The sequence below is a fragment of the Variovorax sp. BGA-UO-ETr-C22 genome, from assembly GCF_059567965.1.
Map to the genome: position 1 here is coordinate 1,189,972 of NZ_JCAQPA010000010.1, position 17,411 is coordinate 1,207,382.

General features: G+C 69.1%; 15 protein-coding genes. 7 read left to right on the top strand and 8 right to left on the bottom strand.

Annotated features, from left to right (window positions below; translation table 11 throughout):
• Positions 1-6: 6 nt before the first annotated feature.
• The 6 genes from AC57B8_RS18940 to AC57B8_RS18965 form a co-directional block, all read right to left on the bottom strand.
• A complete protein-coding gene (locus tag AC57B8_RS18940; RefSeq protein ID WP_095746811.1) occupies positions 7-1,011 on the bottom strand; it encodes an aromatic/alkene monooxygenase hydroxylase subunit beta in 1,005 nt (334 codons plus the stop codon).
• A 43-nt stretch (positions 1,012-1,054) separates the two neighbouring features.
• Positions 1,055-1,324 (bottom strand): phenol hydroxylase subunit, encoded by a 270-nt coding sequence (locus AC57B8_RS18945; protein ID WP_495262382.1) that lies wholly within the window; start codon positions 1,322-1,324, stop codon positions 1,055-1,057.
• Between the two features lie 222 nt (positions 1,325-1,546).
• The gene (locus AC57B8_RS18950) at positions 1,547-3,220 is read right to left on the bottom strand and encodes a sigma 54-interacting transcriptional regulator (protein WP_496480416.1); all 1,674 of its coding nucleotides are present in this window, start codon (positions 3,218-3,220) and stop codon (positions 1,547-1,549) included.
• 172 nt (positions 3,221-3,392) lie between these two features.
• Complete coding sequence (locus tag AC57B8_RS18955; protein WP_496480417.1) at positions 3,393-5,033, bottom strand: 3-(methylthio)propionyl-CoA ligase; 1,641 nt, start codon at positions 5,031-5,033, stop codon at positions 3,393-3,395.
• A gap of 45 nt (positions 5,034-5,078) precedes the next feature.
• Positions 5,079-6,293, bottom strand: coding sequence for an ABC transporter substrate-binding protein (locus tag AC57B8_RS18960; RefSeq protein ID WP_496480418.1), 1,215 nt, complete (start codon positions 6,291-6,293; stop codon positions 5,079-5,081).
• Between the two features lie 67 nt (positions 6,294-6,360).
• Positions 6,361-7,599, bottom strand: a complete 1,239-nt coding sequence (locus AC57B8_RS18965) for an ABC transporter substrate-binding protein (protein WP_307696468.1) — start codon at positions 7,597-7,599, stop codon at positions 6,361-6,363.
• Between the two features lie 174 nt (positions 7,600-7,773).
• Between AC57B8_RS18965 and AC57B8_RS18970 the strand changes: the two genes are divergently transcribed.
• From AC57B8_RS18970 to AC57B8_RS19000, 7 genes are all read left to right on the top strand, one after another.
• A complete protein-coding gene (locus AC57B8_RS18970; RefSeq protein ID WP_496480419.1) occupies positions 7,774-9,027 on the top strand; it encodes an acyl-CoA dehydrogenase family protein in 1,254 nt (417 codons plus the stop codon).
• Between the two features lie 23 nt (positions 9,028-9,050).
• A complete protein-coding gene (locus AC57B8_RS18975) occupies positions 9,051-10,142 on the top strand; it encodes an acyl-CoA dehydrogenase family protein (RefSeq protein ID WP_496480420.1) in 1,092 nt (363 codons plus the stop codon).
• Between the two features lie 11 nt (positions 10,143-10,153).
• A complete protein-coding gene (locus AC57B8_RS18980; RefSeq protein WP_492686507.1) occupies positions 10,154-11,353 on the top strand; it encodes a CoA transferase in 1,200 nt (399 codons plus the stop codon).
• A gap of 2 nt (positions 11,354-11,355) precedes the next feature.
• Positions 11,356-12,027 carry a nitroreductase family protein gene (locus AC57B8_RS18985; RefSeq protein ID WP_492680382.1) on the top strand — a complete coding sequence of 224 codons (672 nt, stop codon included), beginning with the start codon at positions 11,356-11,358 and terminating at the stop codon, positions 12,025-12,027.
• Between the two features lie 14 nt (positions 12,028-12,041).
• A complete protein-coding gene (locus AC57B8_RS18990; protein ID WP_496480421.1) occupies positions 12,042-12,572 on the top strand; it encodes a hypothetical protein in 531 nt (176 codons plus the stop codon).
• Between the two features lie 193 nt (positions 12,573-12,765).
• Positions 12,766-13,215 (top strand): hotdog family protein, encoded by a 450-nt coding sequence (locus tag AC57B8_RS18995; protein WP_496480422.1) that lies wholly within the window; start codon positions 12,766-12,768, stop codon positions 13,213-13,215.
• Between the two features lie 41 nt (positions 13,216-13,256).
• Entirely contained in the window at positions 13,257-14,234 is a 978-nt protein-coding gene (locus AC57B8_RS19000; RefSeq protein ID WP_496480423.1) for a Bug family tripartite tricarboxylate transporter substrate binding protein, read from the top strand.
• A 22-nt stretch (positions 14,235-14,256) separates the two neighbouring features.
• Here AC57B8_RS19000 and AC57B8_RS19005 read toward each other — a convergent pair whose 3' ends face one another.
• Both AC57B8_RS19005 and AC57B8_RS19010 read right to left on the bottom strand, forming a co-directional pair.
• The gene (locus AC57B8_RS19005; RefSeq protein ID WP_157755190.1) at positions 14,257-15,243 is read right to left on the bottom strand and encodes a Bug family tripartite tricarboxylate transporter substrate binding protein; all 987 of its coding nucleotides are present in this window, start codon (positions 15,241-15,243) and stop codon (positions 14,257-14,259) included.
• A 41-nt stretch (positions 15,244-15,284) separates the two neighbouring features.
• Positions 15,285-17,405 carry an acetate--CoA ligase family protein gene (locus AC57B8_RS19010; protein WP_496480424.1) on the bottom strand — a complete coding sequence of 707 codons (2,121 nt, stop codon included), beginning with the start codon at positions 17,403-17,405 and terminating at the stop codon, positions 15,285-15,287.
• Positions 17,406-17,411: the final 6 nt, after the last annotated feature.

A 17,411-nucleotide genomic window follows, 5' to 3' on the forward strand; every position in this document is an offset into this window, starting at 1 on the left:
CGGTCGTCAGGCGGCAGCGCCCGTGCGCACCAGCCGGGCCACGCGCGCGTCGAGCGCGGCATGCAGCGTCTTGAGCACCTCGGCGCCCTGCGCACCGAGCGCCAGCGCGGCCAGCGGCGCCAGCGCCTGCACGGCCTGGTCGCGCCAGCTGGCATACCACTGCGCGAGCAGCTCGGCGTTGGCGGGCGACTCGTCGGCGGCGGTCTTCAGCGTGGCGTCGACCCAGCGCACGTTCTCGTCGAACCACTCGTTCATGAACTCGGTCAGCATCGCCAGCGCGTTGCCGGTGGCGGCGCTGTGCGCGTTCACGTAGTGGCGGTAGACCAGCGGGTACAGCAGGCCGTCGAGCACGAGGTTCTGGGCCACGAACACCTCGAACCAGTCCTTGGTGACGAAGAGGTTCTCCATCAGGCGGCGCACGCCCTGCCAGGCCGGGTGCGCGAGCCAGGCTTCCTTTCCGGCGTCCAGCGCGCGACCCGAGTTGGCGTCGATCTGCAGGCCGACGCGCGAGAGGTACTGCGCGATGCCCAGGCGGTCCATGGCCGCGTAGATGAAGGGCTGCGTGATGGCCGTGCCGTAGCCGTAGCCGCAGCAGTAGCTGTGGTTCATGTTGGCGCCCCACTCGTAGTGGCGCAGCGGCACCAGCACCTGCTGCAGCGACTCGCGCACGCCCGCATCGGCCTGGGCCAGCAGCTGGCGCTTCTCGGCGAACTCGAACTGGCGGTCGGCGCCCTCCCCCTGGCGCGCGCGGGTCATGGTGTACACGCCGTAGTAGTAGTGGCGCGGGTCCTTGAAGCTGTACCAGTCGGCCATCACGAGCGCCGTGCGGCGCTTGTCGTACAGCGCGTGCTGCGGGTCCCACAGCGGCCGGTAGTGGAAGTTGGCGGTGGGCTGCATGTCCAGCGTGGCCTCCTGGTAGCGCGAGGCCGGCTTGTCGCCGAGCCGCCGCGCCACATGCGAGAAGGTCTGCCGGATCGGCCGGATGTCCGAGGTCTTGATGTCGACTTGCACGGGGTGTCTCCTTGGTTGTCGCGGGAAAAAAATGCGGGGGTCGTCAGTGGTCGATGCCGGGCGCGCCGAAGCGCCACTTCATGCGCTCGAAGTCCAGCCGCGCACCCTCTTCGGTGCTCAGGTGGCGCACCGTGTGGCGCGCGCAGAACTCGCGGAACTGGTCGAACTGCAGCACCAGCTCCACGGCCAGCTCGGGGTCGCCGATGGCGAACTCGAACTCCACGAAGCGCGTGCCGCGCGTGCCGGTGACGCGCACGAAGCACGGCTGGCCGGTCATCTGTGCGGCGCTGCCGCTGCGGGGGTCGGGCTGCATCGAGGGCATCACTTGTTCAATCCATCAACAGGTGGACGGCACCAGCGCCGCCCGGCCTGATAAGGGCAACGGGCGTGCCAGCGTGGCTAAGTGATTGATTTGCATGGGCCCGCTGCGCCTGCGGGCCCGAAGCACCGGGAAGTCCCGGATGCTGGTTTGATCATTTGCTGCGGTGCAGCTTGATCAAATGGTGAAAACCGGAAAACGCCGGCCGGCGTCCGCTCAGGACGTGGGCAGGCCTTCTTTCTTCAAGCGGTAGGCCAGCTGCGGGCGCGTGATGCCCAACAGGCGCGCGGCCTGCGACAGGTTGCCCTTGGCGCGCTGCATCGCGGTCTGCATGAGGCGCTGCTCGAGCGAGGCGATATCGATGTTCTGTTCCAGCACGCGCTGGCACAGCGCGTCGAGTTCGCTCGCGTCGGCGCCCGAAGCCGAGGCCCCCGTGGCGACCTTGCCGCTGGCGTCGAGCTGGTTGTCGGCCGGCGCGCCCGGCGGCTGCATCCACAGGTGGCAGGCCTCGATGTCGCCGTGGTCGGGCGCCAGCAGCACGGCGCGCTCGATCACGTTCTCGAGCTCGCGGATGTTGCCGGGCCAGGCGTGCTTGTGCACGTCGAGCGCGGCCTTGTCGGTCAGGCCGCGCAGCTTCTTGCCGTACAGCGCGCTGTACTTCTCGACGAAGCGCGCCACCAGCGCCGGGATGTCGGCGGTGCGCTCGCGCAGCGGCGGAATCTGGATCGGGAAGGTGTTGAGCCGGTAGAACAGGTCGGTGCGGAACTTGCCGGCCTGCATGGCCTGCTGCAGGTTGACGTTGGTGGCGGCCACGATGCGCACGTCGACCTGGGTCGGCTGCTCGGCGCCCAGGCGCTCGACCTCGCCGGTCTGCAGCACCCGCAGCAGCTTGACCTGCGCGGCCAGCGGCAGGTCGCCCACCTCGTCCAGGAACAGGGTGCCGCCGTGGGCGCGCTCGAAGCGCCCGGCGCGCGCATGGTGGGCGCCGGTGTAGGCGCCCTTTTCCACGCCGAACAGCTCGGCCTCGATCAGGTCGGCCGGAATCGCCGCGCAGTTGACGGCAATGAAGGGCTGCTTGCCGCGCGGCCCGTTGTCGTGCAGCCAGCGAGCGAACACTTCCTTGCCCACGCCGGTCTCGCCGAGCAGCAGCACGGTGATGGCGCTGTCGACCGCGCTGCGCATGAGCTCGAAGGCGGCGCGAAAACCCGGCGACACGCCGACCAGCTTCTGGTCGTACTCGCGGCGCGGCTGCAGGCGGCGCAGGTGCTGCAGGCCGAGGTTGAAGTCGATGAGCTTCTCGGCCACGTGGTGCTGGCGGAAGTACTCCAGGTAGTGCTCGTCGTTCCACGCCTCGGCGGCCTGGCCGACGATGCGGCAGCGGCTGTCGCCCATGCTGGTGCATTCGACTTCCTTGAACACCACCAGCCGCCCCATGAAGGCGGTGGTGTAGCCCGAGGCATAGCCGATCTGCGACCAGCACTGCGGGTCTTCCCCGTAGCCGAAGTCGGCCACGTGGGCTTCGCATTCCCATGAGTTCTCCCAGAGGAACTCGCCGTAGAAATGCTTGGTGGCCACGTCGAGGTCGACCTGCACCTTCTGCACCGAGACGATGCCCTCGATGGAATGCAGGCGCGGCCCGAGCATGAAGGCGTCTTCGGCGCGCATGCCGGCAAGGCGCTCGCGCACGGCCACCTCGCCGTCGCGCAGGCCGGAAGCAAAACCCATGCGCACCAGCAGGCCGCGCGCGCGCTCGATGCCCAGCGAGTCGAGCAGTTCGCGGCGCAGTTCGGCGAAGGCCCGGGCATGCATGAGCAGCATGCGCTGCTCGTCCAGCCAGATGTGGCCCGAGCCGGCGCTGAAGCGCAGGGGAGAAAGAAGTTCTCCCACCATGTCCCCTTTACTTGTCTGGAATCCGTTCCTCCTACATTCTCCTGCAAGGACGGACGACAAGGCTGCTCAATCAACAGGCAACGTGGTGCGAAGCCGCGCCAATGCTCGCTTTGCTGGCTCGCCTCCTCAGGCAACCCACAGAGTTATGCACAGAAAGAACGAACAACTGTCATCAAGTTGACTTGGCCGCGACGTAGCCCTTGAACTGCTCGCGCAGCTTGGTCTTCAGCAGCTTGCCGGTGGCTGTATGCGGCAGGCTGTCGACGAAAGCCACGTCGTCGGGCAGCCACCACTTGGCCACGCGCTGCGAAAGAAAAGTGAGCAGTTCCTCGCCCGTGACCTCTGCGCCTGCACGCTTCACGACGATCAGCAGGGGCCGCTCCTGCCACTTCGGATGCGCGATGCCGATCACCGCCGCCTCGGCCACGGCCGGGTGCGCGCTGGCGGCGTTCTCCAGGTCGATCGACGAGATCCATTCGCCGCCCGACTTGATGACGTCCTTGGCGCGGTCGACCAGCTGCACATAACCGTCGGCGTCGATGTTGGCCACGTCGCCGGTCGGAAAGAAGCCCTCGGCGTCGAGCACGTCGCCGCCTTCGCTGCGGAAGTAACCGCTCGCAATCCACGGGCCGCGCACATGCAGGTGGCCGAAGGCCACGCCGTCGTGCGGCAGGCGCTGGCCGTTCTCGTCGACGATCTTGAGCTCCACGCCCCACACGCCGCGGCCCTGGCGCATCTTGACCGTCGTCTGCTCCTCTTTCGGGAGCGCGAGGTGCTTGGGCAGCAGGTTGCCGATCACGCCGATGGGACTGGTCTCGGTCATGCCCCAGCCTTGCACGAAGTCGGCGCCGAAGTCGCGCTCGAAGCGCTCGATCATGGCGCGCGGCGTGGCGGCGCCGCCCACGCCGATGCGCTTGAGGCCGATGGCGCGGGTGTCGATCTCGGGGTGGGCGTCGAAGTACTGGAACAGCATGAGCCACACGGTGGGCACCGCCTGCGAGAAGCTCACCTTCTCGTCGCGCATGAGTTCGTACAGGCTCTGGCCATCGAGGTGCGGGCCGGGCATGACGAGCTTGGCGCCCACCATCGGCGCCGAGTAGGGCATGCCCCAGGCGTTGGCGTGGAACATGGGCACGGCCAGCAGCAGCGTCATTTGCGAGCACACGCCGAAGGTGTCGGGCGCGCATTCCATCAGCGAATGCAGCACGGTGGAGCGATGCGAATACAGCACGCCCTTGGGGTTGCCCGTGGTGCCTGACGTGTAGCACAGCGACGAGGCGGTGCGCTCGTCGAACTCGGGCCAGGTGTAGTCCTCGCTCTGCGCGCCGATGAGCTCGTCGTAGCACAACAGGTTGGGCACGTCGATGCTCGGCATATGCGCGCGGTCAGTCATGGCGACGAAGGCGCGCACGCTCTTGAGCTTGGGCGCGAGCTTCTCGACCAGCGGCGCGAAGCTGGTGTCGAAGAACAGCACCTTGTCTTCGGCGTGGTTGACGATGTAGTCGATCTGCTCCGGAAAGAGGCGCGGGTTCACCGTGTGCAGCACCGCGCCCGAACCCGACACGCCGTAGTACAGCGCCAGGTGCCGGTAGGTGTTCCACGCCAGCGTGCCCACGCGGTCGCCGGGCGCCACGCCCAGCGCCTTCATCGCGTTGGCCACCTGCTTGGAACGCCGCTGCACCTCGCGGTAGTTGGTGCGGTGCACCGGGCCTTCGACGGTGCGCCCGACGATCTCGACGTGGGGGTGGAAGGTGGCCGCGTGGTCGATCAGCGACGAGATCAGCAGCGGGCGGTCCTGCATCAGTCCGAACATGGTGGTGTGTCTCCTGTGGTTCTTTTGAGCGTGCGTCTGCGAAGGCTACTTCACGGCAATCGAATCGCCCATGGGCTCGAACTCCTTGCCGTTGAACTGCACCAGCTGCAGCGTGTTGAACGGAAAGTAGTCGGTGGCCGAGGTGTTCAGCGCAATGCCCGGCAGCAGCATGCCGGTGCGCATGTTCTTGAGCATGGTGGCCTGCTTGAGCACGTTCTCGCGCGTGAGGTTGTCGCCCGAGGCCTTGAGCACCGTCTCCATCGCCTGCGCCACGCCGTAGCCGTACACGCCGGCGGCGTTGTTCACGTCTTCGTTGGGGGCGTACTTCTTCATGAAGGCCAGGAACTCCTGCGTGGCCGGGTCGTTGGCCCAGCGCGGCTGCGCGGCGTCCTTGAAGAAGGCCATGGCCATGATGCCCTTCGACTTCTCCAGGCCCGCGGGCTCCAGCGTCATCTTCACGTAGGCCGACACGTAGGTGAGGTACTGCTGCTTGGGCTTCCAGCCGATGTCCCAGGCCTTGCGGATGGCCTGCGCGGCAAAGCGCGCGGTGGCGAAGTTGACGAACACGTCGGCACCCGACGACTGCAGCTTGATGATCTGCGAATCGACCGTCGGGTCGGCCACCTCGAACGAGGCCTCGGCCACCACCATCGAGGCCTTGTCGCCCAGGCCCTTCTTCAGGCCCTTGAGCAGGTCCTTGCCGAAGTCGTCGTTCTGGTAGAGCACGGCGATCTTCGCGTTGGGCATCGTCTTCAGGATGTTCTTCGCGTAGAGGCTGCCCTCGCCCTCGTAGCTGGGCATGTAGGGCGTGGTCCAGGGGTAGGCCTTGGGGTCGTTGAAGCGGTCGGCGCCCACGCCCAGGAACAGGTGCGGCACCTTCTTGGCGTTCATGTACCGCTGGATCGCCGCATTCGATGCCGAGCCCAGGTTGCCGTACACGGCGAGCACTTCGTCCTGCTCCACCAGCTTGCGCACCACCTCGGTGGTGCGCGGCGGCGTGTACTGGTCGTCGTAGCTGATGAGCGTCACCTTGCGGCCGTTGATGCCGCCCTTGTCGTTCACCATCTTGAAGTAGGCCTCGTTGACCTTGCCGACGATGCCGTACGAGGACACCGGGCCGCTGTAGGGCATGGCCATGCCGAGCTTGATCTCGGTGTCGGAGGCGCCGGTGTCGTACTTCTTCTGCGCGAGGGCCGCGCCGGCGGTGAACAGGAGGGCCGCGCCGCCCAGGGCGGCGGCCAGTCGAACGATGGAGGTCATGGAAGCTTCAATGAAAACAAAAGGGGAAATGAATGGCGGGCCAGCTGTGCGGCCCGCATGCCGTCGATCAATCGCCGAGCACCTTGCCGAAGGGCTCGTAGCGCGTGCCGTTGAAACGCACCAGCTGCATGCGCTCGATCGGGTAGAAGTCCGTCGGCGAGGTCTTCACCTCGATGCCCGGGTAGAGCATCGGCGGGCTGTACTGCAGGTTGGCCGCCACCTTCATGATGTTGGCGCGCGTGAGGTCGTCGCCCGCCTTGCGCAGCACCTGCTCCAGCGTCTGCGCCGACGAGTAGCCCAGCACGTTGAGCGAATCGCTCAGGTCGCCCGAGGGGTAGTACTTGCTGAACCAGGTCTTGTAGTCCTCGTACTCCTTGGAACCCTTCCACATGTCGTCGGCCGGGTCGCGCAGGTAGGTGGCCGAGATCACGCCCACCGCGTTCTCGGGGCCGGCCGGCTTGATCACCGCCGACACCGACACCGACACGCTCGACAGGTACTGCGTGGGCTTCCAGCCGATGTCGGCCGCCTTGCGGATCGCCTGCGCCGCGAACTTGGGCGTGGTGATGCTGAAGAAGGTGTCGGCGCCCGAGGCCTTCAGGTTGACCATCTGGCTGTCGATGGTCGGGTCGGTCACCTCGTAGGTCGACTGCGCCACGATCATCGTCTTGGCCTTGTCGCCCAGTGCCTCGAGAAAGCCCTTCAAAAAGTCCTTGCCGAAGTCGTCGTTCTGCATGAGCACGGCGATCTTCGCGTTGGGCTTGGTCGAGAGGATGTGTTGCGCGTAGATCTTGCCTTCGGTCTGGTACGTGGGCTGCCAGCCCATGGTCCAGGGGAAGGCCTTCGGATCGCCGAAGCGCGTGGCGCCCGTGGCCACGAACAGCTGCGGCACCTTCTTGGCGTTCATGTAGCGCTGGATGGCGAGGTTGTGCGCCGTGCCCAGCGGGCCGAAGAGCACCAGCACCTCGTCCTGCTCGACCAGCTTGCGTGCCTGCTCCACGGTCTTGGAGGGGTTGTAGGCGTCGTCCAGCGAGATGAACGTGACCTTGCGGCCGTTGATGCCGCCTTCGGCATTGAGCTTGGCGAAGTAGCCCGCCGCGGCCTTGCCGATGGTGCCGTAGGCCGACACCGGGCCGGAGTACGGAACGATGTGGCCGATCTTGATCTCGGTGTCGCTCGCGCCCGGGTCGTAGCGCTTCTGGGCCTGCGCGGTGAAGGCCGTGGCGAGGCCGAGCGTGGCGGCCAGGCCGGCGCCGAGCAGGCGGCGGCGCGTGCCGGGGCGGGCGGAAATGAGGGAACGTGTCATGGTGTTGTCTCCGTCGTTCTCGTGAAAAAGAAGCTGCGGCCGCGGGCCTCTTGCCGGCCTTGTATCGGTCTCTTGCGGACCTCGTGCGGCGTTCGGGCTGGATGGTAGGCAGCGCCTCCTGCGCGTCACATCGTCGGAACGGACGATTGAGAGCGGCTGAGGGTTGCCCCTAGCATGAGCCTCGACACGGAGACACACCCACCGCCGCGCAACGCGGCGCGCACCGAAGGCAAGCACCGCATGGACCTCACGCTCAATCCCCGCTACGAAGCCTTTCGCGACGAGCTGCGCGCGTTCCTCGCCACGCACGGCCACCGTTCGGCCTTCGCGCGCACCGCCGAACGCCCCGACGCCGACGCCCTTGCGTGGCAGCGCCTGCTGCTGGACCACGGCTACGCCGGGCGCACCGTGCCGCGCGACTACGGCGGCCACGGCGCGGCGCCCGACGTCATGGAGTCGCACCTCATCACCGAGGAGTTCGCGCGCGCCGGCGTGGCACCGCCGCTGGGCAACCAGGGCATCTCGATGCTGGTGCCCACCCTGCTCGAGCTGGGCAGCGAGGCGCAGCGGCGCGAGTGGATCGGCCCCACCCTGCGCGGCGAGGTGGTCTGGTGCCAGGGCTACTCCGAGCCCGGCGCGGGCTCCGACCTGGCCTCGCTGCAGACGCGCGCCACCGAAGACGGTGGCGACTTCGTCATCAACGGCCAGAAGATCTGGACCTCGACCGCGCACGTGGCCGACATGATCTTCTGCCTCGTGCGCACCGAGCCCGGCGCAGCGAAGCACGCCGGCATCAGCTACCTGCTGTTCTCCATGAAGACGCCCGGCATCGAGGTGCGCCCGCTCAAGACCATGACCGGCCACGCCGAGTTCAACGAGGTCTTCTTCACCGACGTGCGCGTGCCGCAGCACCAGATCGTGGGCCAGCGCGGCGACGGCTGGAAGGTGGCCAACGCCACGCTCAAGCACGAGCGCGGCTCGCTCGGCAATCCCAACCTCACGACCCAGCGCTACCAGGAACTCGCCACGCTGATGCAGGCCGAAACGGTCGACGGCACGCGCCTCATCGACCAGCCCGTGCTGCGCGACCGCCTGATGCGGCTGCAGGGCCAGGTGCTGGCGCAGAAGTGCCACGGCCTGCGGCTGCTCACGGCCGCGGCCAAAGGCGAAGACCCGGGCCTGGCCGCGCTGGTCGTGAAGCTGCAGGGCTGCGAGCTGCGCCACCAGCTGGCCGCGCTCGCCATCGACGCGCTGGGCGAACTGGGCCTCCTGATGCCCGGCAGCGCGCACCTGCGCGCGCAGGCGCTCTGGCAGGAGCGCTACATGTTCGACCTGGGTTTGATCATCGGCGGCGGCACCGCGCAGATCCAGAAAAACATCATCGCGGAACGCGGGCTGGACATGCCGCGCGAACCCCGCCTCGCCTGATCGCCATCGGAAGAAAGCACGCCATGGAATTCGCCCTCTCCGCCGACCAGAAGCTGCTGCAGGACAGCCTGCGCCGCGCGCTCGAACGCGCCTGTCCGCTCGACCGCGTGCGCCGCGTCGCGGCCGACGACCTGCCGCTGGACCGCGAGGTCTGGCGCACGCTGTGCGAGGTCGGCGTGCCGGCTCTGCTCGTGCCCGAAGCCTTCGGCGGGCTCGGCCTGTCCCTGCTCGACGCCGCGCTGGCCGCCGAAGAACTGGGCCGCCATGTCGCGCCCACGCCCTTCCTCGGCACCGCCGTGCTCGCGCCGCTGGCGCTGCGCGAGGCCGGCAGCGCCGCGCAGCAGGATGAATGGCTGCCGCGCCTGGCGGCGGGCGAATGCATCGCCGGCGTGGCCATCGCCGAGGCCGTGGCCGGCGCGCGCGACGGCGCGGGCGTGACGGCGACCCATGGCGTGCTCGACGGCAGCGCGCTCTTCGTGCTCGACGCGGGCGCGGCCGATGTGTTCATCGTGGCCGACCGCGCGGGCGGCCTGCACCTCGTGCGCGCCGATGCACAAGGCCTCACGCGCGGCGCGCTGCGCAGCATCGACGCCACGCGCCCGCTCGGCGAGCTGCACTTCGCGCAGGTGAAGGCAGAACGACTTCCCAACAGCAGCCCCGCCACGCTCGCGCGCCTGCGCAGCGCGGGCTGGGCCCTGCTCGCCGCCGACACACTCGGCGCGGGCGAAGCCATGATCGGCAAGGCCGTGGCCTACGCCAAGGAGCGCCGCCAGTTCGGCCGCGTGATCGGTTCCTTCCAGGCCGTGAAGCACCTGTGCGCCGAGATGGCCGCCGCGCTGGAGCCCGGCCGCGCGCTGGTCTGGTACGCGGCCCATGCCTTCGACGCATTGCCCGAAGCAGCCGCGCTGCTCGCCGCGCACGCCAAGTCGCACCTCAGCGAAACCGGCACCTTCGTCGCCCGCACCGCCACCGAGGTGCATGGCGGCATGGGTATCACCGACCTGCTGGGCCTGCATTACTGGTTCAAGCGCATCGGCTTCAACCGCCAGTTGCTCGGCGGGCCCGAGCGCGTGCGCCACCTCGCCGCCGAGATGCAGGGCCTCGTCGCCGCATGACCTCCCATCCCATGACCACACCATCCACCGCTCCCCGCATGCTCGAAGGCCTGCGCATCGTCGACCTCACCACGGTGATCTTCGGCCCCTACTGCACGCAGATCCTTGCGGACCTCGGCGCCGAGGTGGTCAAGGTCGAGCCGCCCGAGGGCGACAGCATCCGCATCATCGGCACGCCGCCCGTCACGCCGCTGATGAGCCCCGTGCACCTGCGGCTGAACCGCGGCAAGCGCTCGGTCGACTGGGACCTGAAGAGCGAGGACGGCCGCGCCGCGATGCGCCGCCTCATCGAGACCAGCGACATCTTCATCCACAACGTGCGCAGCGACGCCATCGCGCGCGCGGGCCTGTCGTACGACGACGTGCGCGCCATCCGTCCCGACATCGTCTACGTGCACTGCACCGGCTTCGACCAGCGCGGGCCGTATGCCGCGCTGCAGGCCTACGACGACATCATCCAGGCCGCCTCGGGCATCGCTTCGCTGCCGCCCAAGGTCGACGGCAACCCGCAGCCGCGCTACGTGCCGATGACCATGGCCGACAAGGTCTCGGGCCTGCATGCCGCGTACGCCGTGCTCGCCGCGGTGGTGCACCGGCTGCGCACCGGCGAGGGCCAGCAGGTGGAGGTGCCGATGTTCGAGTCGCTCGCCAGCTTCAACCTCGTGGAGCACCTGTGCGACAAGACCTTCGTGCCGCCCACCGGGCCCGCGCTGTACCCGCGCCAGATCGACCCCATGCGCCAGCCCATGCGCACGCGCGATGGCTACATCGCCATTGCGCCCTACCTGGACGACCGCTGGCTGCGCTTCTTCGAGGCCGCCGGCCACCCCGAGGTGCTCGAGGCGCCCGAGCTGGCCGACAAGGCGCTGCGGCGCAAGCACATGAGCCGCATGTACGAGGCCGCCGCCGCCATCTTGCCCGAGCGCACCACGGCCGAATGGCTCGACATATTGAAGAAGGCCAACGTGCCCGCGATGCGCGTGAACGACATCGCCGACCTGCCCGACGACCCGCAGCTGCAGGCCGCCGGCCTTTTCCGACAGCGCACGCATCCGACCGAAGGCGCGTATCTTGAAGTGCGCCCGCCGGTGCGCTTCTCGGGCTATGCCTACGCCGACCTGTCGCACGCCGCGACGCCCGGCCAGCACAGCGCCGAAGTGGCACGCGAGCTGGGCGTGACCCTCATGAACGAACGAAAGAACGCCGCATGACCATGACTGTCTACGACGCCGTCGCGAGCCGCCGCTCGGTGCGCGAATTTCTCGACCGCCCCGTGCCGGCCGACACCCTCCGCCGCGTGCTGCAGGCCGCGCTGCGCGCGCCCTCGGGCGGCAACCTGCAACCGTGGCACCTGCACGTGGTGGGCGGCGAGCGCCTGGACGAACTCAAGGCCCTCATGCGCACCCGCGTGCAGGAAACACCCGGCGGCGAGGGCAGCGAGTACGACATCTACCCGCGCGAGCTGGTCGCCCCCTACCGCGACCGCCGCTTTGCCGTGGGTGAAGCGATGTACGCGCGCCTGGGCATTCCGCGCGAGGACAAGGCCGCGCGCCTGAAATGGTTTGCGCGCAACTTCCAGTTCTTCGGCGCGCCGCTGGCGCTCTTCTGCACCGTCGACCGCCGCATGGGCCCGCCGCAGTGGTCCGACCTCGGAATGATGTTGCAGAACGTGATGCTGCTGCTGCGCGCCGAGGGCCTGGACAGCTGCCCGCAGGAATGCTGGGCCATCTACCCGCAGACCATTGGCCGCTTCATCGACCTGCCGCCCGAACGCATGCTCTTCACCGGCATGGCCATCGGCTACGCCGACCGCGACAAGCCCATCGACGCCCTGGAGACCGAGCGCGCCCCGCTGGACGACGTGGCCGAGTTCATCGGCATCTAGGAAGGCAATCACCCATGGACGATTGGGAAAGCGCCTGGGCGCCGATGGTGGCGCGCGTGGGCGAAGACTTCGCGAACGGCGTGATCCGCTGGGGCGTCGACGTGATCGAGGCCGGCGCCGTGCGCCGCTATGTCGAGGTTCTGGAGTTCGACTGCCCGCTGCACCACGGGCCCGACGCCGTCGCGCCATCGACCAGTCTCGCCAGCCTCACGCTGCCGCCCATGTGGGCCCCGGGCCAACCGCCCGTGTTCACCAGCGACGCGCGCAACGCCGAGCCCGAGCGCAGCCCGCTCAAGGGCACCCGCCCCGAGGGCATGCCGCCCACCACCGCCTACATGGCGACCGACTACGAGGTCGACTACCTGCAACCCGCGCGCCTGGGCGACCGCCTGGGCCGGCGCGGCAACCGGCTCGTGCGCTGCGAACCCAAGGCCACGAAGGTGGGGCGCGGTGCGTTCACGACGTGGGAGTACGACATCGTGAACCAGCGCGAGGAGGTGGTGGCCCGCTGCCGCTTCGACATGTACCACTACCTGCCGCACTAGCGAACAAGCATCCGATTCAGTGCGGCCTCTCGCACCGGCGCGCCGCGTCCCGTGCGCAGGGCATTGGGTGCTCCCCGCAGCGAAATCAAGGAGGAGGGGCGAAGCCCCGGGGGACACTCGCGGAGGGGAGTACCCGATGTCCTGTGCACGCGCCCTGAACCGACCCACAACGCCTCACAAGCAGAGCAACAAGATGAACTGGCAAACACAACGCCGCTGGGAAGAAGTCAACGAGGGCGACACCCTGGCCCCCGTGCCCTTCCCCCTCACCGTCTACCGCCTCGTGATGGCCGCCGGCGCCAACCGCGACTTCAACGCCATCCACCACAACACCGAGCACGCCCAATCGACCGGCGCCCCCGAGATGTACGCCAACGTCATGCTGCTGCAGGGCATGTGGGAGCGCGCGATTCGCGAGTACATCGGCACGGCCGGCGTGCTGCATGCCATCCGCGGCTTTCGCATGAAGTCGTTCAACACCGCGGGCGACACCGTCACCGTGCGCGGCCAGGTCGAGCGCAAGTGGATCGACGACAGCGCCGACGCCGCGCATCGCCATCGCCTCGACCTGCGCCTGTGGAGCGAGAACCGCCACGGCGTGTCGGTCGGCCCCGGCATTGCCGTCGTGAGCCTGCCGCCCTGACATCGCACCCACGCAGAAAAACCATCGGAGACAAGACAGACATGCACAGCAGATTCACCCGCCGCCACGCCCTCGCGCTGGCCGCCGCCCTGGCCACGAGCAGCGCCTTCGCGCAGCAGCCAACCTGGCCCGACAAACCCATCCGCATGATCGTGCCCTACGCCGCAGGCGGCGGCACCGACGTGTTCGCGCGCATCGTCGCCGAGGGCCTGGGCAAGCGGCTCGGCCAGAGCGTCATCGTCGACAACCGCCCCGGCGGCAACGGGCAGATCGGCATCACCGCCGTGCAGCGCGCACCGGCCGACGGCTACACCGTGCTGTTCTCGCTCACCTCCATCATCCAGAACCCGCTGCTGTACCCCAACGCCGGCTTCGATCCGTTCAAGGACTTCGTGCCCGTGTCGGAAGCGGGCCGCCTGCCCATCGTCTTCACCGTGAGCAACAAGCTCGGCGTCGACACCCTCGACGGCTTCGTCAAGCTCGCGCGCGCCGCGCCCGGCAAGTACTCGTACGGCTCCTACGGCAACGGATCGAGCGCCCACCTGTACGCCGAGGTGCTGCAGGACGCCGCGGGCATCCAGCTGCTGCACGTGCCCTACAAGGGCGAAGCGCCGGCCATCACCGACCTGCTCGGCGGCACCGTCGATGCCGTGTTCGTCTCGGCCAAGGGCGTGGGCCCGCACGTCGCGGCCGGCAAGGCGAAGTCCATCGCCGTGGTCGGCACCGCACGCGCCCCGCTCGCGGCCGGCGTGCCCACCTTCAAGGAACAGGGCTTCGCCGGCATGGAGTCGGTCGGCTGGTTCGGCATCTACCTGCCCGCCGGCACGCCGCAGCCCATCGCGCAGCGCCTGTCGACCGAGGTGGCCCAGGTGGTGCAAAGCCCCGAGCAGGCCGCGCGCATCGAAGGCCTGGGCGTGATCCCGGTCGGCAGCACACCCGCGCAGCTCACCGCCACCATGCGCGCGGACCATGCGCGGTGGAAGCAGGTGATCCAGGCCAAGAACATCCGGCTCGACTGAGGCGGATGCCCTGCGGCCCGGTTCACTCCAGCCGCAGGTTCATGTCCTTGATGAGCCGCGACCACAGCAGGTTCTCTCGCCTTACCGCCGCCATCAACTCACCCGGCCCTTCACCTGAAGGCTCCAGCCCCAGGCCGATCATGCGTTCCTGAAGATCAGGCTGCGCCACGGCCTGGCGCACGGCGCCGGCGAGCTTGTCGATGGCCGGTTGCGGCGTGCCGGTGGGCGCGAAGAAGCCCCAGAAGCCGCCGTGCTCGTAGCCCTTGAAGCCCTGCTCGGTGAAGGTGGGGATCTGCGGCGCGAGCGGCATGCGGCGCGTGCCGAACACGCCCAGCAATTTCGCGCGGCCCGACTTCGCGTGCGGCAGCGCCTCGCCCATGGTGACGAAGCCGCCCTGCACCTGGCCGCCGAGGATGTCGATCATCAGCGGCGCGCCGCCCTTGTAGGGCACGTGCGTCATCTGCAGGCCCTCGTCGCGCATCAGCTTCTCGCCGTAGAGATGGCCCGACGAGCCCTGCCCCGCCGAGCCGAAGCTCAGCTTGCCGGGCTGCGCCTTGGCCATGGCGACGAACTCGCGCATGCTCTTGGCCGGCACGCCCTCGCCCACCGCGAACACGAGCAGCCCGTAGTTCGACAGCGACACGGGCGCGAAGTCCTTGAACACGTCATAACCCGGCTTGGCCATCAGCAGCGGCGCGAGCACGAAGGAGTTGACGGCGAACAGCAGCGTGTGGCCGTCGGCCGGCGCCTTGGCCACGAAGGACGCGGCAATGGCACCGTTGGCGCCCGGCTTCGGGTCGATCAGCACCGGCTGGCCCAGCGGCTTGGCGATGCGTTCGCCGATGGTGCGCGCGATGCCGTCGACCAACCCACCGGCGGCCGACGACACGATCACCTTGATCGGCTGGGTCGGGTAGGCGTCGGCCGCCTGCGCCTTCGGCAAGGCACCGAGCGCGGGGGCCAGCAGTCCGCTCGCGCCCCATTGCGCGAATCGACGTCGTTGCAGCATGGAAGAAGTCTCCTGTTGGTTTTCTTGACGATGAAAGTCGTTCAGCCGGCAACGCCCCACACGGCCAGCGCATCGAGCGCCTCGACCGTGCGGCCTTCCACCCGCAGCGGGTTGACTTCGAGCGAGACCAGGTCGGGCCCGAGCGCGAGCGCCGTGTTGCCGATGGCGGCCACGGCTTCGGCGATGGCGTCGCGGTCGGCCGCTGGCGCGCCGCGCCAGCCGTCGAGCAGGCGCGCGCCGCGCAGCTCGGCCAGCATGTCCTTCACCTCGGCGGGCGTCACGGGCAGCAGGCGCAGGCTGGTGTCGCGCAGCGCCTCGACCCAGATGCCACCGAGCCCCACGGCGAGCGCCGGGCCCCACTGCGGATCGCGCACGGTGCCGACGAAGAGCTCAAGCCCGCCCTGGCGCATGGGCGCGACCAGGATGCCGTCGATCTCGGCCTCGGGCCGCGCGGCACGCACGCGCACATCCATCGCCTGCCAGGCGGCACGCACCGCGTCGGCGCCCTGCAGGTTCAGCGCCACGCCGCCGACCTCGGTCTTGTGCGCGATCTGCGCCGAGGCGATCTTCAGCACGACCGGGCCGCCGAGTTCCTGTGCAATGCGCGCGGCCTCGTCGGCGCTGCGCGACAGCCGCACGGGCACGACCGGCACGCCGCGCTGCGACAGCCACTCGAGCGTCTCGCGCTCCGAACGCAAGGGCTGCGTGGGTGGCGTGGCCGGCACTGCAGCAGCGACACCTTGCGCGCCCTGACGCCGGCGCAGCGTTTCCGACCAGCGACGCACCGCACCCGCCGCGCTCATCGCATGGTGGATGCCGCAGGCGATGTGGCGGATGCCGGTCTCGGCGATGAGCTCGCGCGACCGCTCGCTCACCTGCATCACGTAGTGGCTGCAGACGATGGCCGGCACCGGGCTGGCGGCCAGGCCGCGCGCCACCTGCGCGAGCACGGCGCGGTTCAGCGGCGTGTCGTTGGCCGGCGCGTTGGGCACGTCGGCCACGACGATGGCGGCGCCCAGCGCGGGGTCGCGCACCAGCGCTTCGAGCGCGTTGCCGAACAGCTCGGGCTGCAGCATGGCGGCGCCGGTCACGTCCAGCGGGTTCTGCGGCGTGCCGTAGCCCGGCAGCACCTCGCGCAGCGCGGCCTCGGTGCTGGGCGCAAGCGGCGTGAGCGCCAGGCCTTCTTCCTCGGCGCGCTCGGCAAAGATCTCGCACATGCCGCCCGACATCGACACGGCCGCCAGCCCACCGGCCGCGAAGGGCCCGGTCATGCTGGCGAAGGCGGCGGTGAACACCAGGTCTTCGATGGAGCGCACGCGCATCAGGCCCAGGCGCTGGCACATGGCGTCGAACACGCGGTCGTCGCCCACCAGCGAACCGGTGTGGGCCTGCGCGGCCTGCGCCGTGATCTCGCTGCTGCCCATCTTCAGCACCACGATGGGCTTGGCCACGGCCAGCGCGCGCTCGGCCGCTGCGGCAAAGCGCTGCGGGTCGCGCACGGTCTCGGCGAACACGGCGATGGAACGGGTGTGCTCGTCGTCCACCAGGTAGTCGATGACCTCGGCGATGTCGATGTCCGACTCGTTGCCGGTCGACACCATGCGGCTCAGGCCGATGCCGTGCACCTGCGCCATGAACGACAGCTGCCCCGCCAGCGCGCCGCTTTGCGACACGATGCCCAGCGTGCCCGCCGGCAGCGGCTCGCGCAGCGAGGCGGTCCACACGGCCGAGCGATCGACGAAGTTGACGAAGCCCAGGCAGTTGGGCCCGAGGATGCGCAGGCCGCGCGATCGCGCCTTGGCCGTGAGCTGGCGCTGGCGCTCGCGGCCTTCCTCGCCGGCTTCGGCAAAACCCGAGCTCAGCAGCACGGCGTTGCCGATGCCCGCGCGCTGCAGGTCGGCCAGCGCGTCGTCGAGCGCGTCGGCCGGCACCATGAGCAATGCCGTATCGACCGGCTCGCCGATGGCCTCGGCCGAGGTGGCCGCCGCCATGCCATGGAAGCTGCCGCCGCGCCGGTTGACCGGGTAGAGCTGGCCCGCGTAGCCCAGCGTGCGCAGGCTGGCGAGCGCCGCGTTGGACCACACCGAGCGCTCGGTGGCGCCGACGAAGGCGATGGCCTTGGGGTGGAGGAAGCAGTGAAGAGAAGAAGAGGAAGAAGTCATGGCGGG

Excerpts from the sequence above, each read along its gene's own strand:
- AC57B8_RS18945 (WP_495262382.1), bottom strand. The coding sequence starts at position 1,324 with ATGCAGCCCGACCCCCGCAGCGGCAGCGCCGCACAGATGACCGGCCAG.
- AC57B8_RS18950 (WP_496480416.1), bottom strand. The coding sequence starts at position 3,220 with ATGGTGGGAGAACTTCTTTCTCCCCTGCGCTTCAGCGCCGGCTCGGGC.
- AC57B8_RS18955 (WP_496480417.1), bottom strand. The coding sequence starts at position 5,033 with ATGTTCGGACTGATGCAGGACCGCCCGCTGCTGATCTCGTCGCTGATC.
- AC57B8_RS18960 (WP_496480418.1), bottom strand. The coding sequence starts at position 6,293 with ATGACCTCCATCGTTCGACTGGCCGCCGCCCTGGGCGGCGCGGCCCTC.
- AC57B8_RS18965 (WP_307696468.1), bottom strand. The coding sequence starts at position 7,599 with ATGACACGTTCCCTCATTTCCGCCCGCCCCGGCACGCGCCGCCGCCTG.
- AC57B8_RS18970 (WP_496480419.1), top strand. The coding sequence starts at position 7,774 with ATGAGCCTCGACACGGAGACACACCCACCGCCGCGCAACGCGGCGCGC.
- AC57B8_RS18975 (WP_496480420.1), top strand. The coding sequence starts at position 9,051 with ATGGAATTCGCCCTCTCCGCCGACCAGAAGCTGCTGCAGGACAGCCTG.
- AC57B8_RS18980 (WP_492686507.1), top strand. The coding sequence starts at position 10,154 with ATGACCACACCATCCACCGCTCCCCGCATGCTCGAAGGCCTGCGCATC.
- AC57B8_RS18985 (WP_492680382.1), top strand. The coding sequence starts at position 11,356 with ATGACTGTCTACGACGCCGTCGCGAGCCGCCGCTCGGTGCGCGAATTT.
- AC57B8_RS18990 (WP_496480421.1), top strand. The coding sequence starts at position 12,042 with ATGGACGATTGGGAAAGCGCCTGGGCGCCGATGGTGGCGCGCGTGGGC.
- AC57B8_RS18995 (WP_496480422.1), top strand. The coding sequence starts at position 12,766 with ATGAACTGGCAAACACAACGCCGCTGGGAAGAAGTCAACGAGGGCGAC.
- AC57B8_RS19000 (WP_496480423.1), top strand. The coding sequence starts at position 13,257 with ATGCACAGCAGATTCACCCGCCGCCACGCCCTCGCGCTGGCCGCCGCC.
- AC57B8_RS19005 (WP_157755190.1), bottom strand. The coding sequence starts at position 15,243 with ATGCTGCAACGACGTCGATTCGCGCAATGGGGCGCGAGCGGACTGCTG.
- AC57B8_RS19010 (WP_496480424.1), bottom strand. The coding sequence starts at position 17,405 with ATGACTTCTTCCTCTTCTTCTCTTCACTGCTTCCTCCACCCCAAGGCC.